This is a genomic window from Streptomyces longwoodensis, from assembly GCF_001514125.1.
In the GTDB taxonomy this organism is placed as follows: domain Bacteria; phylum Actinomycetota; class Actinomycetes; order Streptomycetales; family Streptomycetaceae; genus Streptomyces; species Streptomyces longwoodensis.
In genome coordinates, this window is record NZ_KQ948560.1 from 198468 (window position 1) to 222750 (window position 24283).

General features: G+C 72.1%; 19 protein-coding genes. 10 read left to right on the forward strand and 9 right to left on the reverse strand.

The genetic code is table 11. The annotated features are described in order from the left end of the window. Nucleotides 1-296: 296 nt before the first annotated feature. On the forward strand, nt 297-1574 hold the full coding sequence (gene serS / locus AQJ30_RS28285; RefSeq protein WP_067239580.1) for a serine--tRNA ligase: 1278 nt from the start codon (nt 297-299) through the stop codon (nt 1572-1574). Further along, on the forward strand, nt 1571-2368 hold the full coding sequence (locus AQJ30_RS28290; RefSeq protein ID WP_067239582.1) for an HAD family hydrolase: 798 nt from the start codon (nt 1571-1573) through the stop codon (nt 2366-2368). Before serS ends, AQJ30_RS28290 begins: the two co-directional genes overlap by 4 nt. 247 nt (nt 2369-2615) lie before the next feature. Here the strand turns inward: AQJ30_RS28290 and AQJ30_RS28295 are convergent, their stop codons facing one another. From AQJ30_RS28295 to AQJ30_RS28310, 4 genes are read right to left on the reverse strand one after another with little or no spacing between them, the layout of a single operon-like run. Then, complete coding sequence (locus AQJ30_RS28295) at nt 2616-3335, reverse strand: ABC transporter permease subunit (protein ID WP_067239584.1); 720 nt, start codon at nt 3333-3335, stop codon at nt 2616-2618. Nucleotides 3336-3345: 10 nt separating this feature from the next. Further along, nucleotides 3346-4257, reverse strand: a complete 912-nt coding sequence (locus tag AQJ30_RS28300; RefSeq protein ID WP_067239586.1) for an ABC transporter ATP-binding protein — start codon at nt 4255-4257, stop codon at nt 3346-3348. Continuing rightward, nucleotides 4254-5162, reverse strand: coding sequence for an ABC transporter permease subunit (locus AQJ30_RS28305; RefSeq protein WP_067239587.1), 909 nt, complete (start codon nt 5160-5162; stop codon nt 4254-4256). The genes AQJ30_RS28300 and AQJ30_RS28305 overlap by 4 nt, the downstream gene beginning before the upstream one ends. Further along, the gene (locus tag AQJ30_RS28310) at nt 5152-6114 is read right to left on the reverse strand and encodes an ABC transporter ATP-binding protein (RefSeq protein WP_067239589.1); all 963 of its coding nucleotides are present in this window, start codon (nt 6112-6114) and stop codon (nt 5152-5154) included. The genes AQJ30_RS28305 and AQJ30_RS28310 overlap by 11 nt, the downstream gene beginning before the upstream one ends. Nucleotides 6115-6384: 270 nt before the next feature. Between AQJ30_RS28310 and AQJ30_RS28315 the strand changes: the two genes are divergently transcribed. The 5 genes from AQJ30_RS28315 (at nt 6385) to AQJ30_RS28335 (ending at nt 11300) form a co-directional block, all read left to right on the forward strand. Beyond that, nucleotides 6385-8139, forward strand: coding sequence for an SDR family oxidoreductase (locus tag AQJ30_RS28315; protein WP_067239591.1), 1755 nt, complete (start codon nt 6385-6387; stop codon nt 8137-8139). Nucleotides 8140-8370: 231 nt separating this feature from the next. Next, a complete protein-coding gene (locus AQJ30_RS28320; protein WP_067239592.1) occupies nt 8371-8919 on the forward strand; it encodes an RNA 2'-phosphotransferase in 549 nt (182 codons plus the stop codon). A 19-nt stretch (nt 8920-8938) separates the two neighbouring features. After that, nucleotides 8939-9385, forward strand: a complete 447-nt coding sequence (locus AQJ30_RS28325) for a hypothetical protein (protein ID WP_245727167.1) — start codon at nt 8939-8941, stop codon at nt 9383-9385. Between the two features lie 41 nt (nt 9386-9426). After that, on the forward strand, nt 9427-10329 hold the full coding sequence (locus AQJ30_RS28330) for an LLM class flavin-dependent oxidoreductase (protein WP_067239596.1): 903 nt from the start codon (nt 9427-9429) through the stop codon (nt 10327-10329). 83 nt (nt 10330-10412) lie between these two features. Then, complete coding sequence (locus AQJ30_RS28335; RefSeq protein WP_211279124.1) at nt 10413-11300, forward strand: HAD hydrolase family protein; 888 nt, start codon at nt 10413-10415, stop codon at nt 11298-11300. A 17-nt stretch (nt 11301-11317) separates the two neighbouring features. On the opposite strand, the gene cydD is transcribed toward AQJ30_RS28335, so the two are convergent. The 4 genes from cydD to hisC all read right to left on the reverse strand — a co-directional run bounded on the left by cydD (nt 11318) and on the right by hisC (nt 19071). Further along, on the reverse strand, nt 11318-15052 hold the full coding sequence (gene cydD, locus AQJ30_RS28340) for a thiol reductant ABC exporter subunit CydD (protein WP_079084351.1): 3735 nt from the start codon (nt 15050-15052) through the stop codon (nt 11318-11320). Nucleotides 15053-15064: 12 nt separating this feature from the next. After that, entirely contained in the window at nt 15065-16069 is a 1005-nt protein-coding gene (gene cydB, locus AQJ30_RS28345) for a cytochrome d ubiquinol oxidase subunit II (protein WP_067239599.1), read from the reverse strand. Between the two features lie 20 nt (nt 16070-16089). Further along, nucleotides 16090-17598 (reverse strand): cytochrome ubiquinol oxidase subunit I, encoded by a 1509-nt coding sequence (locus AQJ30_RS28350; protein WP_067239600.1) that lies wholly within the window; start codon nt 17596-17598, stop codon nt 16090-16092. Nucleotides 17599-17991: 393 nt separating this feature from the next. After that, complete coding sequence (hisC, locus tag AQJ30_RS28355) at nt 17992-19071, reverse strand: histidinol-phosphate transaminase (RefSeq protein ID WP_067239602.1); 1080 nt, start codon at nt 19069-19071, stop codon at nt 17992-17994. 477 nt (nt 19072-19548) lie between these two features. Here hisC and AQJ30_RS28360 point away from each other — a divergent pair, with 477 nt between their 5' ends. The 3 genes from AQJ30_RS28360 to AQJ30_RS28370 all read left to right on the forward strand — a co-directional run bounded on the left by AQJ30_RS28360 (nt 19549) and on the right by AQJ30_RS28370 (nt 23300). Next, entirely contained in the window at nt 19549-20661 is a 1113-nt protein-coding gene (locus AQJ30_RS28360) for a LacI family DNA-binding transcriptional regulator (RefSeq protein ID WP_067239603.1), read from the forward strand. Nucleotides 20662-21150: 489 nt separating this feature from the next. Then, nucleotides 21151-22236, forward strand: a complete 1086-nt coding sequence (locus AQJ30_RS28365; protein ID WP_067239605.1) for a metallophosphoesterase — start codon at nt 21151-21153, stop codon at nt 22234-22236. Between the two features lie 191 nt (nt 22237-22427). Next, entirely contained in the window at nt 22428-23300 is an 873-nt protein-coding gene (locus AQJ30_RS28370; protein WP_067239606.1) for a hypothetical protein, read from the forward strand. Nucleotides 23301-23395: 95 nt separating this feature from the next. On the opposite strand, the gene AQJ30_RS28375 is transcribed toward AQJ30_RS28370, so the two are convergent. Then, on the reverse strand, nt 23396-24283 hold an 888-nt coding region (locus tag AQJ30_RS28375; RefSeq protein WP_169808503.1), incomplete at its 5' end, for a vWA domain-containing protein.

The window sequence follows — 24283 nt, forward strand, 5'->3', positions numbered from 1 at the left end:
ACCCACCGGGAAACCGGACCGACAAAGATCAATTCGAATGTCCACAGATCTTCCTCACACCCTGTGGATAACTCTGTCCAGCGGGTGGATTCCTGTGGACAAGGGCCCGGCCAAGTCCCCCTCTCCACAAGGAAATCCAGTCAACACCGAGCCCCGGGGCTAGCCCGTCCCGGGGAGGTGAACCCTTTTCCTTGACACGTGCGGCAATTCGCTCACAACGGAACGTGAGCCGCCTTTCGGATCTTGTCGGAACGGTGGGTCGTGAGCCGCAACCGCACACCGGTAGCCTGGAGCGCGTGATTGACCTTCGCCTGCTCCGTGAGGACCCCGACCGTGCGCGCGCCTCCCAGCGCGCCCGTGGAGAGGACGTCGCGCTCGTCGACTCCCTCCTGTCTGCCGACGAGCGGCGCAGGTCGTCCGGCGTCCGCTTCGACGAGCTGCGCAACGAGCAGAAGTCGTTCGGCAAGCTGATCTCCAAGGCGTCGCCCGAGGAGAAGGCCGACCTGCTCAAGCGGGCCGAGCAGCTCAAGGCCGACGTCAAGTCCGCCGAGGCGGAGCGCGACGCCGCCGACGCCGAGACCCAGCAGTTGCTGCTCCGGCTCGGCAACCTCGTCCACCCCGACGTGCCCGTCGGCGGCGAGGAGGACTTCGTCACCCTGGAGACGCACGGCGAGATCCGCGACTTCTCCGCCGAGGGCTTCGAGCCCCGGGACCACCTGGAGCTCGGCCAGCTGCTCGGCGCCATCGACGTCGAGCGCGGCGCCAAGGTCTCCGGCTCCCGCTTCTACTTCCTGACCGGCGTCGGCGCGCTCCTGGAGCTCGCCCTGGTCAACGCGGCGATCGCCCAGGCCACCGCGGCCGGCTTCACCCCGATGCTCACGCCCGCGCTGGTGCGCCCGCAGTCCATGGCCGGCACCGGCTTCCTCGGCCAGGCCGCGCAGGACGTCTACCACCTCGACAAGGACGACCTCTACCTGGTCGGCACCTCCGAGGTCCCCCTCGCCGCGTACCACATGGACGAGATCATCGACGCCGAGCGCCTGCCGCTGCGCTACGCGGGCTTCTCCCCCTGCTTCCGCCGCGAGGCCGGCTCGCACGGCAAGGACACCCGGGGCATCTTCCGCGTGCACCAGTTCGACAAGGTCGAGATGTTCTCGTACGTCGCCCCCGAGGACTCCCAGGCCGAGCACCAGCGCCTGCTGGACTGGGAGAAGCAGTGGCTGACCTCGCTGGAGCTGCCGTTCCGCGTCATCGACGTGGCCTCCGGTGACCTCGGCTCCTCCGCCGCCCGCAAGTACGACTGCGAGGCGTGGATCCCGACCCAGGGCAAGTACCGCGAGCTGACGTCCACCTCGGACTGCACCGAGTTCCAGTCCCGCCGGCTGTCGATCCGCCTCCGCGAGGGCAAGTCCGTCCGCCCGCTGGCGACGCTGAACGGCACGCTGTGCGCCGTGCCCCGCACCATCGTGGCGATCCTGGAGAACCACCAGCAGGCCGACGGCTCCGTGCGGGTGCCCGAGGTGCTGCGCCCGTACCTCGGTGGCCGGGAGGTCCTGGAGCCGGTGGTTCGGTGAGTTTCCCCTACGGGCTCGTCGCCACCGACCTCGACGGCACGCTGCTGCGGTCCGACGAGTCGATCTCGCAGCGCACGCGTGACGCGCTCGCCGCGGCCACCGCGGCGGGCGCCGCCCACATCGTCGTCACCGGCCGCGCCGTCCCCTGGACCCGGCACATCCTCGACGACCTGGGCTACGACGGTCTCGCCGTCTGCGGCCAGGGCGCGCAGGTCTACGACGCCGGGGCGCACCGGCTGCTGACGTCCGTGACGCTGGACCGGCAGCTGGCCGGGGTCGCCCTCGCCAAGATCGAGGCCGAGGTCGGTCCGCTGCACCTCGCGGCGAGCCGGGACGGGCTGGACGGCGAGGTGCTGGTCGGACCGGGCTACGCCCTGACCGGCGCGCTGCCGGCGACGCCGCTCACGGATGTGTCCGACCTGTGGTCCGCCCCGCTGAACAAGATCTACGTACAGCACCCCGAGCTGTCCGACGACGAGCTGGCCGAGGCTGCCCGCCGGGCCGCGGGTGGGTTCGTGACGGTCGCGATGGCCGGCGCGGGCATCGTGGAACTGCTGCCGCTGGGGCTGTCCAAGGCGACGGGGCTGTCCCTCGCCGCGCGCCGCCTCGGCATCAAGGCCGCGGGAACGCTCGCCTTCGGCGACATGCCCAACGACATCCCGATGTTCGCCTGGGCGGCACGGGGGGTGGCGATGGCCAACGCGCACGAGGAGCTCAAGGCCGTGGCCGACGAGGTGACGTCCTCCAACGAGGAGGACGGGATCGCGGTGGTGCTGGAGCGGTTGCTGGGCTGACGGTCCCTCCGGGGGTGAGGCGAGCTACGAGGGCGCGCCCAAAGTGTCGGGTGCGGGTGCGTTGTGGCTGGTCGCGCAGTTCCCCGCGCCCCTGGGTGGGTGCGGTCACGCTCTCGTCGACGCGCCCGGCGTTTCTCTTCCGTAGGACAGGGGCGGCCCACGCGAGTGGTCGCGTGCTCGAAGCGGCCGCCCCTGTGCGAACAGGGTCTCTCCGGGGCGAGTCGGACGCCACCGAATAAGACGGTCGTCACTCCTCTCCGGCCAGGGTCAGCGTGCGCAGCTTCTGTCCGGCGTACCAGGTCGCCAGGACGGTCACCGCGATCAGCAGCACCGTTGCCGTAGTGAGGCCGACGTCGGAGGTCACCAGATCACCGCCGGCCACCTTGTGGGCGACGGCCAGCGACCACTGCTGGACGCTGAGCGTGCGCGCACCCGGCACCAGCGAGCCGAACAGCGCCTCCCACACCAGGGCGTAGACCAGGCCGAAGACCACCGCGTGCCGGGACACCGTGCCCAGCAGCAGGAACAGCGCGGCGTAGGCGATGGAGGAGACCAGGGCCGCGACCGTGTAGGCCACGGCGATCTGCTGGCCGTTGCCGTTGAGGATGTACCCGGCGACCAGGGTCGGCAGTGCCGAGAACACCATGGTCACCGCGATCGCCACGATCAGCTTGGTGAAGATGATCGTGGGCCGCTTCAGCGGCTTGGAGAGCAGGTAGACGACGGAGCCGTCGTCGATCTCGGGGCCGATCGCGCCCGTGCCGGCGATGACCCCGATGATCGGGACCATCGTGGCGAGGGCGATCCCGCCCAGCAGGTCGGACGCGGTCTGGTCGTCGGCGCCCGCGAGGGCCCGTACGACCACGGAGATCGCGATGAGCAGCAGGGGCAGGGCGCCGAGGATGAGGGCGCGCCGGCGGCCGAGCAGGGCCCGGTAGGTGAGCCGGGCGACAGTGGGGTCGTACATCTTCGGCCTCCTACGCCGCGACCAGGTAAGAGAACACGGACTCGAGCGACTCGTCGGACGGCGAGACGGTCAGCAGCCGGATGCCGTGGTCGCGGGCGACCCTCGGCAGCAGCGCGGTGAAACGGCCGAAGTCGACGGCCTGGATGCGCAGCGCCCCCTCGGTGACGTCGACCTCGATGCCGGACGTCGAGGGGTCCGCGATCAGCGCGGCCGCGAGCGCGCGGTCGTCGCTGGAGCGCACCAGGTAGCGGTGGGGGCGGTCGGTCATCAGGCGGCGGATCTTGCGGAAGTCGCCGCTGGCCGCGTGCCGTCCGGCGACGACCACCTCGATGTGCCAGGCGAGCTGCTCGACCTCCTCGAGGATGTGCGAGGAGAACAGCACGGTGCGTCCCTCGTCGCCCATGCGCCGCAGCAGGTCCATCAGCTGCATGCGCTGGCGCGGGTCCATGCCGTTGAACGGCTCGTCCAGCAGGAGCAGCGAGGGGTCGTGGACCAGGGCGCTGGCCATCTTCACGCGCTGGCGCATGCCCTTGGAGTACGTCGAGATCTTGCGGTCCTGCGCGTACTCCATCTCGACCGTGGCCAGCGCCCGCTGGGCGGCCTTGGCACCCAGGCCGTGCAGCTCGGCGTTGGCGACGACGAACTCGCGGCCGGTGAGGAAGTCGTACATCGCCTCGCGCTCGGGGACGATGCCGATGTGCCGGTAGATCGCCTCGTTGCGCCAGACCGGCTGTCCGTCGAGGGTGACGGTGCCGGTGGAGGGGGCGAGGAAGCCGCCCATCATGTTGATCAGGGTGGACTTGCCGGCGCCGTTGGGGCCGAGCAGGCCGGTGACGCCCGGGCCGATGGTCATGGTGATGTCGTTGACGGCGACCACGTTGCCGAACCAGCGGGAGACGTGGTCGATGGAGAGCGTGGTCACAGTCCCACCTTCCGGTAGCGGCGCAGCAGGAGGCCGTAGCAGGCGGCGATCAGGCCCAGGACGACCAGGACGTACACCGCGCCCTCGCCGTGGGAGGGGCCGACCGCGCCGGGGAACGCCGAGGTCGCGCCGAGGAAGGCGGACTGCACGCCGTCGATGAGCGTGACGGGCGAGAAGAGGCCGATCCAGGGGATGGCACCGGTGCTGTTCTGCGCGTCGGCGATGGCCTGGAGGGTGGAGACGGCTCCGTAGGAGATCGTCAGCACGGCGATGACGGCGGCGATGCCGAAGCCGCGCCGCGGGGTGACCGAGGCGATCACCAGGCCGATGCCGGCGAACAGCAGTGAGAGCAGTGCGACGGACACGAGTCCCTGCCCGAATCCCTTGGTCTGGTCGGTGAAGTCCAGCTTGGCCAGCAGCGCGCCCACGTAGAGCACGAGCAGCGGGGCCGCGGTGAGGACGAACAGCGCCGAGGCCAGCGCCGCGTACTTGGCGCGCACGTAGTCGGCGGTCTCGATCGGCCGGGAGAAGTACAGCGGCACGGTCTTGAAGCGCAGGTCGCGCGAGACGGACTGGGGCGCCTGGGAGGCGACGTACAGGCTGATGACGGCCTGCATGATGATCGCGTAGCGGGTGTAGTCGACGGGCAGTTCCTTGAGCTTCGTGGCGACCGCGACGGCGACCATGATGGCCGCGGGCACGCACATCACCACGAACAGCAGCATCGGCAGCACCTTGGACTTGACCGAGCGGCCGAGGCCGTAGGCGCCGCGCAGCGACTGCGAGTACAGCGAGCGGGTCGCGTAGGAGCGGCCCAGGCGGGGGCCGTCGTAGGTGCGGTAGCCGATGTTGTGGATGCGGGTCTGGTCACCCGGGACGGCTGCCACGGGGTGCTCAGCTGACATGTCCGGCGGCCTCCTTCCTTTCCTCGTCGCTGCTGCGGAAGACCTCGGAGATGTGGTGCCGGCGCTGCTCCATGCGCACCAGTCCCAGGCCGAGGTCGGCCACCACGTCGCGCACCAGGTCGTAGGTGTCCTCGCCCTGCGCCGTGAGCAGCAGGATGTGCCCGGCGCCCGGCAGGCCGCCGCCGTCCTCGACGGTCGTCCCGCGCGCGTGCAGCGCCTCGCGCAGCGCCCGCGTGCCGTCGGGGTGCTCGTCGGTGTCGGTGACCTCGACCGCGAGGGTGGTGGTGGTCTGGGTGAAGTCGGTGGTGGAGCTGGAGCGCAGCAGCTTGCCGCCGTCGACCACGACGACGTGGTCGCAGGTGCGCTCCAGTTCGCCCAGGAGGTGCGAGGTGACCAGGACCGAGATGCCGAAGTCCGTGTGGATGCGGCGGATCAGGGCCAGCATGTCGTCGCGGCCGACCGGGTCGAGGCCGTTGGTCGGCTCGTCGAGGAAGACCAGCTGGGGGTCGTGCACCAGCGCCTGGGCGAGCTTCACGCGCTGCTTCATGCCGGTCGAGTAGCCGCCGATGGGGCGGTAGCGCTCCTCGTACAGACCGACGTGGCGCAGGGTGTCCGCGGTGCGCTCGCGCGCGGCGGCCGGCGGGAGCCCGGACATGCGTGCCATGTGGACGACGAACTCGGTGGCCGAGACGTCGGGCGGCAGGCAGTCGTGCTCCGGCATGTAGCCCACGCGCTCGCGGATGGCGGCGCCCCGGGTGGCGACGTCGAGGCCGAGGACCTCGGCGCGGCCCTCGGAGGCCGGCGACAGACCCAGCAGGATCTTGATCAGGGTGGACTTGCCGGCGCCGTTGGCTCCGACGAGTCCGGTCACTCCGGCTCCGATGTCCACGGACAGCCGGTCGAGCGCGGTCACCCTGGGGAACCGCTTGCTCAGGCTTTCGGTCGCGATCACAGTCACGTGGTCCACGGTAGTGACGTGGGCCACGTGGGTCGTCAGACCGGAGAGCCGTCTTCGGATCAGACCTCAGGTGTACGGGGCCCGTAGGGGACCCCCTGCCTGAGAGGTACGGGAACCGGTCCGCGGCCCTTCTCGCGCTGCTCGCGGACCCCGGCCCGACGCCCTATTGACGCTTTCTCTAACAAGTGCGAGATTCGCGAGGTCACGTCACGGGTACGCGGGCACGCCGAGCGGAACGGGCACGCCGGGCAGAGGGGAAGCGACATGCTGGAGGGCGCGCGCGAGCGCCGGGTGCGGACCGGCGGGATCGAGCTGTGCGTGGCGGAACTGGGCGACGCGGACCGGCCGACCGTGGTCCTGGTGCACGGCTACCCGGACAGCAAGGAGGTGTGGTCGCAGGTCGCCGCACGCCTCGCCGACCGCTTCCACGTCGTGCTGTACGACGTCAGGGGCCACGGCGGCTCCACCGCGCCCAAGCCCCTGCGCGGGGGCTTCACGCTGGAGAAGCTGACGGACGACTTCCTGGCCGTCGTGGACGCGGTCAGTCCCGGCCGTCCCGTGCACCTGGTCGGCCACGACTGGGGGTCGGTGCAGTCCTGGGAGTTCGTGACGGTGCCGCGCACCGAGGGCCGCATCGCGTCCTTCACCTCGATGTCGGGGCCGTCCCTGGACCACTTCGGCCACTGGATCGACGCGCGCGTGAAGCGCCCGACGCCCCGGCGGATCGGCCAGCTCCTGGGCCAGGGGGCCAAGTCCTGGTACGTGTACCTGCTGCACACGCCGGTCGTGCCCGAACTCGCCTGGCGCGGACCGCTCGGCCGGCGCTGGCCGGCGATCCTGCGGCGCCTGGAGAAGGTCCCCGGCGACGGCTACCCGACCGCGTCGCTGCCGTCCGACGCCGCCCACGGCGCCTGGCTGTACCGCGACAACGTGCGCTCCCGGCTGCGCCGTCCCCGCCCCGACGCGTACGCCCACGTGCCGGTGCAGCTCATCACCCCGCTGGGTGACGCCTTCCTGTCGCCGCGGCTCTACGACGCGTTGGAGGAGTGGGTGCCGCAGCTGACCCGGCGCACCCTGCCCGACCGGCACTGGGTCCCGCGTACGCGCCCCGACCAACTGGCGACGTGGATCGCCGACTTCGTCACCTCGGTCGAGGGCGGCACGCCCCGGCCCGCGCGGGGCAAGGGCCCGTACGCCGAGCGCTTCGGGGGTCAACTCGTCCTGGTGACCGGAGCGGGCAGCGGCATCGGGCAAGCCACGGCGTACGCCTTCGCCGAGGCCGGCGCCCGGGTGATCGCGGTCGACCGGGACGGCGAAAGCGCCGCGCGCACGGCCGAGATGAGCCGCCGGATCGGCGCACCCGAGGCGTGGGCCGAGACGGTCGACGTCTCCGACGCCGAGGCGATGGAGAAGCTCGCGGAGAAGGTCCACTCCGAACTCGGCGTGCTGGACGTGCTGGTGAACAACGCCGGCATCGGGCTGTCGGGCTCCTTCTTCGCCACCACGCCGGAGGACTGGCGCCGGGTGCTGGACGTCAACCTGTGGGGTGTCATCCACGGTTGCCGCCTGTTCGGCGCGCGGATGGCGGAGCGCGGACAGGGCGGCCACATCGTGAACACGGCGTCGGCCGCCGCCTACCTGCCCTCGCGCTCGCTGCCGGCCTACAGCACCTCCAAGGCGGCGGTGCTGATGCTGAGCGATTGCCTGCGCGCGGAGTTGGCGGGGCAGGGGATCGGCGTGACCGCGATCTGCCCGGGGATCGTCAGCACCGGCATCACCTCGACGGCGAGCTTCGTGGGCGTCGCACCGGAGGAGCAGGACCGCCTGCGCCGAAGCTCCACCCGCGCCTACGCCCGGCGCAACTACCCGGCGAGGAAGGTCGCCGACGCGGTCCTGCGCGCCGTGGTGCGCAACGAGGCGGTCGTCCCGGTGACGCCGGAGGCGAAGGGCGCGCGGCTCCTGTCCCGGGTCGCTCCGGGCCTGTTGGGGGTGGCGGCGCGCATCAAGCCGCGGATCTGAGGGGTTTGGACAAGCGAGGCGTGCTGCTGCGGAGTTGAGCAGAGTGGTTGTTCGGTGCGGTAGTTGGGCAAAACCGGCGGTTATCAGCCGAGTTGATCAACCACTCGCATGGGGCGCTCAGTTGTCCACAGATCGGCCAACCTACCTGTGGATAACCACCGTTGGTTGTGGATCAAACATCCTGCGATAAAGAAAATGCGTGACGCGTGTCTCTCCCGCCATGCTGGAGGGATGGACGACAGACGCACCGTGAAGGTGTCGAAGTACCTCTCGAAGCACCTGCGCCACCAGCCCGGGCGGATCGGTCTGGTCCTCGACGAGGGCGGGTGGGTCGAGATCGACACCTTGATCGCGGCGGCCGCCGCGCACGGTTTCCCCTTCACCCGGGAGGAACTGGACCACGTCGTCGCCGCCAACGACAAGCAGCGCTTCGCGGTCGACGGCACCCGCATCCGCGCCAGCCAGGGCCACAGCGTCGACGTCGACCTGGGGCTGCCCCCGGCGACCCCGCCGCCGTACCTCTACCACGGCACGGTGGCCCGCTCCCTGGAGGCGATCCGGGCCGAGGGACTGCGCCCCATGGACCGGCACGACGTGCACCTCTCGGCCGACCGGGAGACCGCCACCCGCGTCGGTGCGCGGCGGGGACGACCCGTGGTGCTCGCCGTGGACGCCGCGGCCATGCACCGCGACGGCCACGTCTTCCACGTCAGCGCCAACGGGGTGTGGCTGACCCGGGCGGTGCCGCCGGAGTACCTGCGCTTCCCCCACGCGCACTGAACCCGGCATGATCCGTCGCGTGGACCACTTGCCGAGCACCGAAGCCGCCGTCAACGCCCTGCGCACCCTGGCGGACGAGTACGGCCGCGCCATCGAGGTCATCCATGACATCGGCGCCGACCAGACGTCCCGCCGCAGCGCCGCCGGCGTCGGCGTCACCACCGACCCGGACGGCTCCCTGCCGCACGAGGCCCATGTCGAGCTCGGCGGCCGGCCGCACGTGAGCGTGCGCCTCTACCCGGACGACGACGCGCTGATCAGCGTCGACGGCGTCGAGTGCCCCGACGTCGCCCGCGACGACGTCCCCGCCTTCCTGCGCGCGGTCTACGACGGACACGCCTGGGTCAAGGCCCGCCGGTTCCCGCCGGGCGCCTTCCTGATCGTGCCGCTGCCCGGCGACCGTACGCACAAGGAGTACATCCCCTTCGTGTCCCTCAGCCCCTGGCTGTCGGGCCGGGTGCGGTGACTGTTTCACGTGGAACACCGGTCGGCGCTTACCGTGGGCCCATGAGTCTGCGTCTGAGCACCGTGATCCTGCCCTACCGCCGCTGGAACGACGGCGGCCGTTCCTCCTGGACGCGCGCCGAGCAGCTCGGCTTCCACACGGCGTACACCTACGACCACCTGTCCTGGCGCACCTTCCGCGACGGGCCGTGGTTCGGGGCGGTCCCCACGCTGACCGCCGCCGCGTCGGTGACCGACCGGATCCGGCTGGGCACGCTCGTGACCTCCCCGAACTTCCGGCACCCGGTGACCCTCGCCAAGGAGCTGATCTCCCTGGACGACATCTCCGGCGGCCGGATCACCCTCGGCATCGGCGCGGGCGGCACCGGTTTCGACGCCACGGCCCTCGGCCAGGAGCCGTGGAGCCCGCGGGAGCGTGCGGACCGGTTCGCCGAGTTCGTGCCGCTGCTCGACCGGCTGCTGGCCGAGGACGCGGTCACCCACGAGGGGACCTACTACTCGGCGGTCGAGGCACGCACCATCCCCGGCTGTGTGCAGCGCCCCCGCCTGCCCTTCGCGGTGGCCGCGACCGGTCCGCGGGGACTGCGGCTGGCCGCGCGGTACGGACAGGCCTGGGTGACCACGGGTGACCCGAAGCTGTTCGAGAACGGCACCCCGGAGCAGTCCGTGGAGGCGCTGCGCGGGCAGACCGAGAAGCTGGCCGCCGCCTGCGCGGAGGCCGGCCGGGACGTGGCGGAGCTGGACAAGGTCCTGCTGACCGGCTTCACCCCGGACCGGGACCGGCCCCTGACGTCCCTGGACGCCTTCGTGGACTTCGCAGGACGCCACCGGGAGCTGGGCTTCACGGAGATCGTGATCCACTGGCCGATCCCGGACTCCGACTTCGCGGCCGACGAGAAGGTCTTCGAGCAGATCGCGACCGAGGCCCCGGCGCAGCTGCGCTGAACCGGGGGCCCTGGAGCGCGGCCGCGGTAGCCGGTGTCGTCCGGGTCTCATCCGTGCGGTCTCCCGCACGGGCGTGCGGGCATATGCGCGAGAATGAGCCGGTGACCTCAGCGACTCGACAGCCCGAGACCCCGGCCTCCACCGTTCCGCCGCGGCTGATCGCCACCGATCTGGACGGAACCCTGCTGCGCGACGACAAGACCGTCTCGCCGCGCACGGTCGCCGCCCTCGCGGCCGCCGAGCAGGCGGGCATCGACGTCTTCTTCGTCACCGGCCGCCCGGCCCGCTGGATGGACGTCGTCAGCGAACACGTCCACGGGCACGGCCTGGCGATCTGCGGCAACGGCGCCGCCGTGGTCGACCTGCACGGCGGCCCCGGCGCGCACCGGTTCGTGAAGGTGCGGGAGTTGCCGAGGCAGAACGCGCTGGACGCCGTGGGGCTGCTGCGCGACGCGGCGCCGGGCACGGTGTACGCGGTGGAGCAGACGTACGGCTTCCACCAGGAGCCCGACTACCCCAAGCTGCACATGGAGACCCCCGACGACCTGGCGCCCGCGGAGGAGCTGCTGGCGCCGGACGGCGTGGCCTCGCGCGAGCCGATCCTGAAGATCCTCGCCTACCACCCCACCCTCGACCCGGACGCCTTCCTCACCGTGGCCCGGCTGTCCGTCGGCGACCGCGCCAACGTGACCCGCTCCAGCCCGAGCGCACTGCTGGAGCTCAGCGGGCCGGAGGTCTCCAAGGCCAGCACCCTGGCCCTGTGCTGCGCGGAGCGCGGCATCTCGCACGAGGAGGTCGTCGCGTTCGGGGACATGCCCAACGACCTGGAGATGCTGACCTGGGCGGGTCGCTCGTACGCCATGGGCAACGCCCACCCCGACGTGCTCGCCGCCGCGTCCGGGCGGACGGCCGCCAACAACGAGGACGGCGTGGCCCTCGTCATCGAGCAGCTGCTGGCCGAGCGGGCGTAGGGCCCACGGCTCGGGCGTCAGCGGGCGCCCGCCAGTAGTTCGGCCGCCTCCTCTCGGGCGGCCATCCCGCGCAGCGGGCCTTCCGCGGCGGTCAGGTCCGCGTACGTGCCGCGCTGCACGACCCGGCCGCCGTCCAGCACGATCACCTCGTCCACGGCCTCCAGGCCGGTCAGCCGGTGGGTGATCAGCAGGGTCGTGCGGCCCTCGGTCGCGGCCAGCAGGTCCGCGGTGAGCGCGTCGGCCGTCGGCAGGTCCAGGTGCTCGGCGGGCTCGTCGAGCACCAGTACGGGGAAGTCGGCGAGCAGCGCGCGGGCCAGCGCGAGCCGCTGCCGCTGGCCGCCCGACAGCCGGGCCCCGTGCTCCCCCACGAGCGTGTCCAGCCCGTCGGGCAGGGAGTCCACCCACTGCAGCAGCCGGGCCCGGCCGAGCGCGTCCCGCAGGTCGGCCTCGCTCGCGTCCTTCCGGGCCAGCAGCAGGTTCTCGCGCACCGAGCTGTCGAAGAGGTGTGCGTCCTGCGCGCACAGCCCGACCATCCGCCGCACCGCGTCGCCGTCCAGGGCGAAGGCGTCGACGCCGCCCAGCGTGTAGGCACCCGCGTCCGGGTCCAGGAACCGCAGCAGCACCTGGGCCAGGGTCGTCTTGCCGGAGCCGGACGCGCCGACCACGGCGATCCGCCGGCCCTCGGTGAGCCGGAGGTCGACCCCGGCCAGCGCGTCCCGGTCCTGCCCGGCGTACCGGGCGGTGAGCCCCTCGACCACCAGCGGGAACGGCGACGCGGGCGCCCGGCGCGGCTGCTCCGGCTCCCGCACGGGCTCGGGGGAGTCCAGCACCTCGTACACCCGCTCGGCGCTGCGGCGCACCCGCTGCCGGTACTGCACGGCGAGCGGCAGCCCCAGCACCGCCTCGAAGGCGGCGAGCGGGGTGAGCACCACGACGGCCAGGGCGACCCCGCCGAGCCGTCCCGCGGCGACCGCCTGCACGCCGACCAGGGCGGTCGACGCGAGGGTCAGCCCCGAGACCAGCGCGGTCAGCCCGTCGCCGAGCGCGGTCGCGGTGGCGGCGCGCGTGGCGATGCGGGTGAGCACCCCGTCGGCCTTCCGGGCCTCGGCGGTGCGGGCGGGCAGGGCGCCGGCGACCGTCAGTTCGGCGGTGCCGGTCAGCAGGTCGGCCACGCGGGTGGCCAGCACGCCCCGCGCCGGAGCGAGCCGGCGGTCGGCGCGCCGGGCCACCGCGCCGGTGACCAGCGGGACGCCGACGCCGGCCGCGAGGAGCCCGGCGGCGAGCACGGCGCCCGCCTCGGGCAGCAGCCAGGCGGTGAAGGCCACCGACCCGGCGCCCACGACGGTCGCGGCGCCGGCCGGAAGCAGCCAGCGCAGCCAGTAGTCCTGGAGGGCGTCCACGTCGGCCACCAGCCGGGACAGCAGGTCGCCCCGGCGGGTGGTGCGCAGTCCGGCGGGCGCCAGCCGCTCCAGCCGCCGGTAGACGGCGACCCGGGTGTCGGCCAGCATCCGCAGCACGGCGTCGTGGGACACCAGCCGCTCGGCGTACCGGAACACCGCGCGTCCGATGCCGAAGGCGCGCGTCGCGGTCACCGCCACCATCAGGTAGAGCACCGGCGGCTGCTGCGAGGCCCGCGAGATCAGCCACCCCGAGGTGGCCATGAGGCCGACCGCGCTGCCGAGCGCGAGGCTCCCGAGCAGCAGGGCGAGGACCAGCCGGCCCCGCCGCGCCCCGGACAGGGAGCGGACGCGGGCGAGGACACCCCGGCCGGCGGACCGCCCTCGCTCGGTGCCCGGGATCGCTGCCGACGCCGACCCTACGGTGGCGGGCGCCGCCTCGTCGGCGGACTCGGCCGCGGCGGTCGTACCGGCCGCACGGTGCTCGGCCGAACGGCCCGTACCCGCAGGGTCGGTGGGGGCTCCCGCCCCCTCGCTCCCCGCCCCCTCGCCCCCCGTCAGCCGCACCACGCGGTCGGCGACCCCCAGCAGCGCCGGCCGGTGCACCACCAGCAGGACGGTCCGCCCGGCCGCCAGGCGGCGCACGGCGGTCACGACCTCCGCCTCGGTCTCGCCGTCCAGCGCGGCGGTCGGCTCGTCGAGCAGCAGGACGGGGCGGTCCGCGAGGAACGCCCGCGCCAGCGCGAGGCGTTGCCGCTGCCCGGCCGACAGCCCGGCCCCGTCCTCACCGAGCACGGTGGCCGGCCCGTCGGGCAGCGCGTCCACGAACTCCAGCGCCCCCGCGTCCGCGAGGGCCCGGCGTACGGCGGTGTCGTCGGCGTCGGGACGGGCGAGCCGTACGTTCTCGGCGATGGTCCCGGCGTACAGGTGCGGCCGCTGGGGCACCCAGGCGACCCGCGCGTGCCACTGCGCCAGGTCGAGGTCGGCCAGGTCGGTCCCGCCGACACGCACCCGGCCGCCGGTGGGCCGGACGAAGCCCAGCAGGACGTCGAGCAGCGTGGACTTGCCCGCGCCGCTCGGGCCGACGAGCGCGACGGTCTCCCCCGGCTCGACGGTGAGGCTCACGTCCGTCACCGCGTCCGTGGAGCGGCCGGGGTGACGGACGTCCACGTGCTCGAAGGCTAGGCCGTGTCCGCAAAGTCCCGTCGTCCGCCCGGAGGGCGGGCCCTGCGGCGTCCGGTGCGTGCTCTCGGCGTGCCGGGCGGACACCCGCGTACTGGCCGTACTCGGGTGTTCGCCCGGTGCGGCGAGAGTGCGTGCCGGGCGTCGCAGGGCAGGCGGGACTTTGCGGACACGGCCTAGGGCCCCCGTGGGCACGGCGGCCGTGCCGGACGGCGGCAGGGGGGTCTCCAGGACCGCGAAGACCTCCTCCGCGGCGGCCAGGCCCTCGGCCGCCGCGTGGTACTGCGCGCCGACCTGGCGCAGCGGCAGGTACGCCTCGGGCGCCAGCACGAGGATCACCAGGCCGGTGTACAGGTCCATCTCGCCGTGCACCAGGCGCATGCCGATGGTGACGGCGACCAGCGCGACCGAGAGCGTGGCGAGCAGTTCCAGGGCGAAGGAGGACAGGAAGGCGATCCGCAGGGTCCGCAGGGTCGCCTGCCGGTACTCGCCGGTGATGCGTTTGATCGACTCGGCCTGCGCCTTGGCCCGGCCGAACACCTTCAGCGTGGGCAGACCGGCGACGACGTCCAGGAAGTGGCCGGACAGCCGGGACAGCAGGCGCCACTGCCGGTCCATGCGGGACTGGGTGGCCCAGCCGATCAGCATCATGAAGACCGGGATCAGCGGCAGCGTGCCGACGATGATCGCCGCGGACACCCAGTCCTCGGTCACGATCCGCGCCAGCACCGCCACCGGCACGACCACCGCGAGCCCCAGCTGCGGGAGGTAGCGGGAGAAGTAGTCGTCCAGGGCGTCGATCCCACGCGTGGCGAGGGCGACCAGCGAGCCGGTGCGCTGCCCGCTCAGCCAGCCCGGGCCGAGCGCACCCGCCCGTTCCAGCAGCCGTCCCCGCAGCTCCGACTTCACGGCGGCGCCGGCCCGGTGGGCGGCGAGTTCGGTGAGCCAGGAGACCAGGGCGCGGCCGCCCGCCACCGCCACCAGCAGCACCAGGGGTGTGCGCAGGGCGGAGGCGGACTCACCGTGCTGGAACGCCCCGACGACCACCTCGGCGACGAGCATCGCCTGGGCGATGACGAGACCGGCGCCGAGGGCACCCAGTCCGACGACGGCCGCCAGGAAGAACCGGGTGGCCCGGGCGTACCGGAGGAGTCGTGGATCGATCGGTTTCACGTGAAACACACCTCAGTGCGCGGCGTCGGCGATGTGCTGGGTGCCGATCCGCTTGCGGAAGACCCAGTAGGTCCAGCCCTGGTAGAGCAGGACGAGGGGCGTGGCGATCGCCGCGAGCCAGGTCATGATCTTGAGCGTGTACGGGCTGGAGGAGGCGTTGGTGACCGTCAGGCTCCACTGCTCGTTCAGCGTCGAGGGCATGACGTTCGGGAACAGCGTCAGGAAGAGCATCGACACCGCGGCGACGATGGTGAGGCCCGACAGGGCGAACGCCCAGCCCTCGCGGCCGGCGCGCGCGGTGACCAGGGCCCCGAGCAGTGCGGCCACGGCCACCACCAGGGCGACGAGCGAGGTGCCGTCCCCCTTGTCGGCCTGGGTCCAGCCCAGGAAGACGAGCGCCAGCACCGCGGTCACCGCACCGACGCGCAGGGCGGTGGTGCGTGCGCGCTCCCGGATGTCCCCGACGGTCTTCAGGCCGACGAACACCGCGCCGTGGAAGGTGAACAGCGACAGCGTGACCAGGCCGCCCAGCAGGGCGTACGGGTTGAGCAGGTCACCGAGGCCGCCCACGTACTCCAGCCGGGCGTCGATCTTCACCCCGCGGGCGATGTTGCCGAAGGCGACGCCCCACAGGAAGGCGGGGATCAGCGAGCACCAGAAGATCGCCGTCTCCCAGGTGCGCTGCCAGTTCTCCTCGGGCCGCTTGGCCCGGTACTCGAAGGCGACGCCCCGGACGATCAGGCAGACCAGGATGACGAGCAGCGGCAGGTAGAAGCCCGAGAAGAGGGTGGCGTACCACTCGGGGAAGGCGGCGAACGTCGCCCCGCCCGCGGTGAGCAGCCAGACCTCGTTGCCGTCCCAGACGGGGCCGATCGTGTTGATCAGCACCCGCTTCTCGGTCCGGTCGCGGGCCAGCAGCTTGGTGAGGACGCCGACCCCGAAGTCGAAGCCCTCCAGGAAGAAGTAGCCGATCCACAGGACGGCGATGAGGACGAACCAGACGTCGTGCAGTTCCATGACTGTGCAGCTCCCTCGGCCTAGTACGAGAAGGCCATCGGCTTGTCGGCGTCCCGGGAGTCGCCGCCGATCTTCGTGGGCGGGTTGAGGTCGGCCTCCGTCAGCTCGGGCGGCCCGGCCTTCACGTACTTCGCCATCAGCTTCACCTCGACGACGGCGAGGATCGCGTACAGGGCGGTGAAGGTGAGCATCGAGATGAGGACCTCGGTCTGGGAGACACCGGGGGAGACCGCGTCACGCGTCTGGAACAGGCCGTAGACGACCCACGGCTGACGGCCCATCTCGGTGAAGATCCAGCCCCAGGAGTTGGCGATCAGCGGGAAGCCCAGGGTGAGGATCGCCAGGCGCCAGTACCACGTGGTCAGCTTCGGGCCGAGCGCCTTGTTCGGCAGCAGCGCCAGGCGGGGCACCTCGTCCTCACCCACCCGCAGGTGCTGCGGCAGCAGGAACTTCTTGCGGGTCAGCCACAGTCCGGCCATGCCGAGGGCGAAGGACGTCATGCCGAAGCCGATCATCCAGCGGAATCCCCAGTAGGCGACCGGGATGTTGGGCCGGTAGTCGCCGGGGCCGTACGTCGCCTGCTCGGTCTTGTTGACGTCGTTGATGCCGGGGACGTACGAGGTGAAGTCGTCCTTGGCGAGGAAGGAAAGCAGGCCGGGGACCTCGATGGCGACCCTGTTGTGGCCCTTGTCGACGTCGCCGACGGCGAACACGGAGAAGGGCGCCGGCTTCTCGCCGTCCCACAGCGCCTCGGCCGCGGCCATCTTCATCGGCTGCTGCTGGTACATGATCTTGCCGAGGGTGTCGCCGCTGACCGCGGTGAGCAGACCGCCGACGACCACGGTGACCAGACCCAGCCGCAGCGAGGTCTTCATCACGGGCACGTGCCGCTTGCGGACCAGGTGGAAGGCCGCGATGCCGACCATGAAGGCGCCGCCGGTCAGGAAGGCCGCGGACAGGGTGTGGAAGGCCTGGGCGAGCGCGGTGTTCTGGGTCAGCACCTGCCAGAAGTCGGTGAGCTCGGCCCGGCCCTTGGCCTTGTTGATCCGGTAGCCGACCGGGTGCTGCATCCAGGAGTTGGCCGCCAGGATGAAGTACGCCGACAGGATCGTGCCGATCGAGACCATCCAGATGCAGGCCAGGTGGATCTTCTTCGGCAGCTTGTCCCAGCCGAAGATCCACAGGCCGATGAAGGTGGACTCGAAGAAGAAGGCGATCAGGGCCTCGAAGGCGAGCGGGGCCCCGAAGATGTCCCCCACGAAGCGCGAGTAGTCGGACCAGTTCATGCCGAACTGGAACTCCTGCACGATGCCGGTGACGACCCCCATCGCGATGTTGATCAGGAAGAGCTTGCCCCAGAACTTGGTCGCCCTGAGGTACTTCTCCTTGCTGGTGCGCACCCAGGCGGTCTGGAGGCCGGCGGTGAGGGCCGCGAGCGAGATCGTCAGGGGGACGAAGAGGAAGTGGTAGACGGTGGTGATGCCGAACTGCCAACGCGCCAGGGTTTCCGGCGCCAAGGCCATGTCCACGTCGCAGTCTCCTTACATCGCCGTGGTTGCAGCGCAGCTTGTGAAAGCGTTCACATTCACAAGCAATTATGGCGCATACCCGTTCGAGGCCGAAGAGGCGGGGGGTCCCCCGTCCGGACCACTGGTCCCCGCGGGGACGGGCCATCCGGGCCCTGGCAAAACAGCAGGTAGTAGGGGGTATGAGGGTGGTGATGGGAGGAAACCGGGGGCCGCGCCGCGCCCTGGAGGGCACAGGGGGACGTCGGGGTGCATTTCGTCACATCGGCTGAACACCACCCGCCGCGGCGCCCGCCACGCACGACGAAGCGCCCCGGAGGCGGCGGTTGCTGCCTCCGGGGCGCGGTCGACCGGGCGCGCGACGGGCCGGTCAGAGCTCCTTGTGCGACGGCCCGGTCAGAGCTCCTTGTGGAACGCCTCCGTCACCTTCAGGAAGATGTCGTTGGCCTCGGCCTCGCCGATCGTCACCCGCACGCCCTCGCCCGCGAACGGCCGGACCACCACGCCGGCCTGCTCGCACGCCGCCGCAAAGTCGACCGTGCGCTCCCCCAGCCGCAGCCACACGAAGTTGGCCTGGGACTCCGGCACCGTCCAGCCCTGGGCGCGCAGCGCGTCGGACACCCGGGTGCGCTCGCAGACCAGGGAGCCGACCCGGCCGAGCAGTTCGTCCTCGGCGCGCAGCGAGGCGATGGCCGCCTCCTGGGCGAGCTGGCTCACGCCGAACGGCACCGCCGTCTTGCGCAGCGCCGCCGCCACCGGCTCGTGGGCGATGGCGAAGCCCACCCGCAGCCCGGCCAGGCCGTACGCCTTGGAGAACGTGCGCAGCACGCAGACGTTCGGCCGCTCCCGGTACAGCTCCACGCCGTCCGGCACCTCGGGGTCGCGGATGAACTCGCGGTACGCCTCGTCGAGCACCACCAGGCAGTCGGCGGGCACCCGGTCCAGGAAGCGCTCCAGCTCCTCCCGCCGGACGACCGTGCCGGTCGGGTTGTTCGGGTTGCAGACGAAGACCAGCCGGGTCCGGTCGGTGATCGCGGCGGCCATCGCGTCCAGGTCGTGCACGTCACCCGGGGTGAGCGGCACGCGCACGGAGGTGGCGCCGCTGATCTGGGTGATGATCGGGTACGCCTCGAAGGAACGCCAGGCGTAGACGACCTCGTCGCCCGGGCCCGCGGTGGCCTGGATCAGCTGCTGGGCGACGCCCACCGAACCGGTGCCGGTGGCCAGGTGGGAGAGCGGGACGCCGAAGCGGTCGGACAGCTCGTTCATCAGGCCGGTGCAGGCCATGTCCGGGTAGCGGTTGAACGATTCCGCGGCCGCGGTCACGCTCTCCAGCACACCGGGCAGCGGCGGGTAGGGGTTCTCGTTGGAGGACAGCTTGTAGGCCGCGGGCCCCCCGGCCGCGGCGGGCTTGCCCGGCTTGTAGGTGGGGATCCCCTCCAGCTCGGCACGCAGCTTCGGGTTCGTCTCGCTCACCGCAGTCCTCCTCGTGACCACCACCGGCTTCAATACTGCTCACCTTATGAGGATTCGCTCCGGCTGCGTACCGGTCGGACGACGGTGCTGCGTCACAGAGGCAGCGCCCGCCGCTGCGCCTGTCGCTGCGCCTGCCGCTGTGCCGGCCCGGTCGCGACGACGTCGAGCGCACATCAGGCATCACCGGATGAAGCGGGACGAACCAGGAAACGACCAGGGGCGCACCGTACATATATCTATGCGCCGGTGGCTCGCGCCGTGGCGCGCGTCGCTCGTGCAGGTGAGTTGAGACCTCTTCGAAACATGACCGCCTTGGCAGGCTCATGCGCGCCGACACGTCACGTCCTGGCACGAAGACCACCAACAGGCTTTGTTTCCAAGGCATCTGACGGCCCGTGACCTTGCAGAAACGTGCCTGTCAACGCGTGCATATGCGTCCGCCCTACCCCACCGGATGAGCCCTACTATCGGCTCGCCATGACAGCAGCAGGGAAGCACCAGGTGAGCCGCGCGGAAACCTCACGCCGAGGCAGCCGGCCGGGTCGGGCGGGGATCAGGGACGTCGCCGCCGCCGCCGGAGTCTCCATCACGACCGTCTCCGACGCCCTGAACGGCAAGGGCAGACTCCCCGATGCCACCCGGCGCCATGTGCGCGAGGTCGCCGACCGGCTGGGCTACCGCCCCTCGGCCGCGGCCCGCACGCTCCGTACCGGCAAGTCGGGCCTCATCGGCCTGACCGTGACCACGTACGGGGATGAACCTTTCACCTTCACCGAGTTCGCGTACTTCGCCGAGATGGCGCGGGCCGCCACCTCGGCCGCGCTCGCCCGCGGCTACGCGCTCGTCATCCTGCCCGCCACCTCCCGCCACGACGTGTGGTCGAACGTGGCCCTGGACGGCACGGTCGTCATCGACCCCTCCGACCAGGACCCCGTGGTCGGCGAACTCGTCCGCCAGGGCTTACCCGTCGTCTCCGACGGCCGCCCCGCCGGTCCCCTGCCGGTCACCGCATGGGTCGACAACGACCACGAGGCCGCCGTCCTCGACATCCTCGAGCACCTCGCCGACGCGGGCGCCCGCCGGATCGGCCTGCTCACCGGCACCACGACGGACACCTACACCCACCTGTCGACCACGGCCTACCTGCGCTGGTGCGAGCGGGTCGGACAGGACCCGGTCTACGAGGCGTACCCCGCGCACGACCCGTGCGCCGGCGCCGTCGCCGCCGACCGGCTGCTCGCCCGCCCCGACCGGCCCGACGCCGTGTACGGCCTGTTCGACCCCAACGGCACGGACCTGCTCGCCGCCGCCCGCCGCTACGGGCTGCGCGTGCCGGAGGACCTGCTGCTGGTGTGCTGCTCCGAGTCCACGGTGTACGCGAACACCGAGCCGCCCGTCACCACCCTGTCGCTGAAGCCGCGGCGCATCGGCACGGCGGTCGTCCAGCTCCTCATCGACGCCATCGAGGGCGTGCAGTCCGACCACCCGGTCGAGCAGGTGATACCGACGGAGCTGATCGTGCGCACGTCGTCGCAGCGCCGTCCGCCGAGGACGACGGTGAGCCCGCCGCGGGGGCCTGAGCGGGGGTAACGGTCCGAGGGGGGAGCCGCCCGAGGGGGTGAACGGTCCGAGGGGGATAGCCGGGGCCCGAGCGGGGGGGCGGGACGGCCGGGGGAAGCCTAGGGGGTGGCTGCGGCCCGAGGGGGGGCCGTCCGGAACCCTCGGGGGAACAACCATGGGCCGTAGGGAACGGCCCGGAACCCGGGGGGACAACCAGGGGCCCGAGGGGGGTGCGCGGGGGCGATCGGGGGAAGCGGTGGCCGTCGGGGGGAGGGACGGTCACCCCGGCTCCCCCCGCTCACCGGTGCGTGGGAACCGTGGGGCGGGTGTGCGGCGGGGGACCAAGCCCGGCCCAATCGGGGCGAATGCCACGGCGAACTGGAGCCCCGCTCCGATTCACCACCCCTGGGTCATCACACGGCACGATCCGCATTCCTATGATGGGCCCACGACACCGCGGGCCGCTGCGACCAGGCAGTCCGAAGCGGTGCAGATGCGGCGCGATGGTGGAGGGGTCTGATGACTCAGGGGGCCGGTCAGGGACCCGAGGTGGAGCGGACGGCGACGCTGCGCGACTTCCGGGTGCCGGCGTACGTCCACGAGACCGGTCCGTACGCCCACAGCACGCACCCCGGCAACGCCGTGCCGCCGGTCGAGGAACCGGGGGACTCCCCCGAGGGGTACACCCCGACCCAGCGCGACCTGCCCGTCATCAACCGGGGTGACACGCTGCAGGTGACCGTGGACCCCACGACCGCCGCTCCGGCCCCGGTGCCCGCGACGGGCCCCGGGCCGCTGTACGTCGTCGGCGACGTCCACGGCTACCTCGACGAACTCGTCGCCGCCCTCCAGGACAAGGGCCTCGTCGACGCGGCCGGCCACTGGAGCGCCGGCACCTCGCGGCTGTGGTTCCTCGGCGACTTCACCGACCGCGGCCCGGACGGCATCGGCGTCATCGACCTGGTGATGCGGCTGTCCGCCGAGGCGGCCGCGGCGGGCGGCTACTGCAAGGCCCTCATGGGCAACCACGAACTGCTGCTGCTCGGCGCCAAGCGCTTCGCCGACACCCCCGTCCACTCCGGCGCCGGCACCGCCACCTTCCAGGCCGCCTGGCTGCTCAACGGCGGGCAGAAATCGGACATGGACCGCCTCCAGGACCACCACCTGCAGTGGATGGCCCGGCTCGACGCGCTCACCGAGATCGACGGACACCTGCTCGTCCACTCCGACACCACCGCCTACCTCGACTACGGCTCCTCCATCGAGGAGGTCAACGACACCGTCCACGACACCCTCACGCGCAACGACGCGGACGAGGTGTGGGACCTGTTCCGCAAGTTCACCAAGCGCTTCTCCTTCCGCGACGAAGGCGGCGCCGACGCCGTGCGCTCCCTGCTGGATACGTACGGCGGCACCCGGATCGTTCACGGCCACAGCCCCATCCCGTACCTGCTGGGCGAGGTCGGCTCCGAGGAGGGCGAGGACGAGGCGGGCCCGGTGGTCGTCGGCCCGCACGTGTACGCCGACGGCCTGGCCATCGCGATGGACGGCGGCGTGACCATGGCCGGAAAGCTGCTGGTCCAGCAACTCCCGCTGGAGCACTGACCCTTCACCGAGCGCCGGGCCGGCCCCCGGCCACCTCACGGACCGTGCAGGCCAGGGGCCAATTTCCGCGAACCCCCTGTCACCTGGAGCCGTCGCCGCTCTACCATCGGCTTATCCGTAGCAGGCTCCCCTCCGTTTCTGCCCGACGGCTCGTTGGCATGCGAGCCCCAAGCCTCACGGAGCATCGGGGGATGCACATGAACAGCGTTCCGCAGCACCTGCACACCGAGGACCGCCAGGAGTACGAGCGGATCCTCGACGAGGCGCTGCGCTCCGCCCCGGCCCACCCGGAACTGACCGCTGTCGGACAGCGGCTCAACACCGAACAGCTGCGCACCATGGCGCTCAACGCCACCGCGCTGATCACGGCGGCCGCGGCCACCGAGTACCGGCACTACACGGAGGTCCGTGACGAGCTGCGCCGGCCGGCACCGGCCGCCGCTCCGTCCGCCCACGACTCCGGCCCGGGGGAGCCGGGCCTGGGCGCGATGGGGCTCGCCACCACCGTGGGGGAGGCGGCCGAGGCCGCCGGTGCGGGCGCCGTCGCCGTCGCGGCCGTCCTCACGCCCGTCCTGGCGGGCACCGCCGCGGTGATCTTCCTGCTCGTCGGTTACCTGCTCAAGATGATCGAGCCCCGGCCGGCCTTCGCCGACACCCTGCTCACGGCGGGCTGGGTGTTCGGCGCGGTGACCGCGGTCGCCATCCTCGTGGCCACGGTCGGCCTGCTGCTCACCGCCCTGCGCAACCGTCCCTCGCTGGACGCCGGTTCCCACGGCGCACTCGCCGAGGAGGTCGAACGGGCCCGGGAGGCCTGGCGGGACGCCCTCCTCGAACGCGGCATCCTGCCGTTCCTGCGGGAGGCGCTCGCCGACCCGGACACCGCGGCGGCCGTGCCCCGTACGACGGCCCCGCAGGGCCCGGCCGACCGCTTCCCCAAGATCGGGTACGACCGTCCCGGGTTCAGCAGTCCCGACGAGGGGCCCGGCCGGGGCCACCGCCCGCGCTTCACGAGCCCCGACTACACCAGCCCGGACTTCGGAGGCCCGGACCACCGGCCGGAGTGATCCGGCGCTCGGCTTGGCTCCCCCGGACCCTCGGGTCCCCCGGGCCTTCGGGTTCTTCGCGCGGGGAGCGCAAGCCTGGTCGCGGTCAGTCGCGGTCAGAGGATGCCGTGCCGGCCCGCCTCCCGGATCCACGTCGGGAACTCGGAGAGCAGCCGGTCGTAGAGCTCCGGGTCGGGCACGGTGCTGATGTCGTCGACCGCGAAGAAGCCGACGTTGTCGACCTGGCGGCCGGGAAGCGTGTCGAAGCGCTCCAGGACGCCGTACCGGGCGCGGCCCAGCCCCACGAACTGCCAGAAGATCGGCTCGCTCACCGCGGCCCGCAGCTCGCTCTCGATCGCGCTGTCGCGGTAGATCCCCCCGTCCGAGAAGAACAGCACCAGGGTCGGCACCGCGCCGGGGTTCGCCCGCACGTACGCCCGCACCTCGGCGATCACCTTCTGCTCCTCGTTGCCGATGCCGACCGCCCGCATGTCCACCTGGCCGGGCTCCAGACCGCGCTTCTTGCTCCGCCGGAACAGGCCGATCTCCCCCACCCTGACGTGCAGCCGCAGCCACTGCGGGAGTTCGGCCAGGCGCAGGTCGGGCAGCCGGGCGGGGTGGGTGGCGAACGTCCACGCCTGCATCTCGCCGTCGTCGTCGAGCTGGGCCGCGACCGCCGCCATCCGCTCGACCACGTCGGCGACGACGCCCTTGGAGTACAGGAACGACATCGAGCCGGAGGCGTCCAGCACGAGGATCACCCGTGCCGTGACGTCCGCGGCGCCGTGCTTGCGCAGGCTGACGGCGACCTGCTCCTTGCGCAGGGAGAGCCGCTTGCGCATGTCCACGGGCAACTGCTCCTCGCCCTTGGTCAGACGGGCGGGACCGGGGGCCGGGGGCTGGGCGGGCGGGAACGCGGGGGGCGGCGGGGATGCCGGCGCGATGGTCGGGGGCGGAGGTGTGAGCGAGGTGGGCGGAGGCGAGAGGGGGGTCGGTGCGGGGCT

What these genes read in the sequence shown, in the direction of transcription:
- AQJ30_RS28320 (WP_067239592.1), top strand. Translation starts at nt 8,371, where the DNA reads ATGGACGACAGACGCACCGTGAAGGTGTCGAAGTACCTCTCGAAGCAC.
- AQJ30_RS28305 (WP_067239587.1), bottom strand. Translation starts at nt 5,162, where the DNA reads ATGTCAGCTGAGCACCCCGTGGCAGCCGTCCCGGGTGACCAGACCCGC.
- AQJ30_RS28370 (WP_067239606.1), top strand. Translation starts at nt 22,428, where the DNA reads ATGCACATGAACAGCGTTCCGCAGCACCTGCACACCGAGGACCGCCAG.
- AQJ30_RS28330 (WP_067239596.1), top strand. Translation starts at nt 9,427, where the DNA reads ATGAGTCTGCGTCTGAGCACCGTGATCCTGCCCTACCGCCGCTGGAAC.
- AQJ30_RS28295 (WP_067239584.1), bottom strand. Translation starts at nt 3,335, where the DNA reads ATGTACGACCCCACTGTCGCCCGGCTCACCTACCGGGCCCTGCTCGGC.
- AQJ30_RS28360 (WP_067239603.1), top strand. Translation starts at nt 19,549, where the DNA reads ATGACAGCAGCAGGGAAGCACCAGGTGAGCCGCGCGGAAACCTCACGC.
- AQJ30_RS28315 (WP_067239591.1), top strand. Translation starts at nt 6,385, where the DNA reads ATGCTGGAGGGCGCGCGCGAGCGCCGGGTGCGGACCGGCGGGATCGAG.
- AQJ30_RS28365 (WP_067239605.1), top strand. Translation starts at nt 21,151, where the DNA reads ATGACTCAGGGGGCCGGTCAGGGACCCGAGGTGGAGCGGACGGCGACG.
- AQJ30_RS28335 (WP_211279124.1), top strand. Translation starts at nt 10,413, where the DNA reads ATGCGCGAGAATGAGCCGGTGACCTCAGCGACTCGACAGCCCGAGACC.
- cydB (WP_067239599.1), bottom strand. Translation starts at nt 16,069, where the DNA reads ATGGAACTGCACGACGTCTGGTTCGTCCTCATCGCCGTCCTGTGGATC.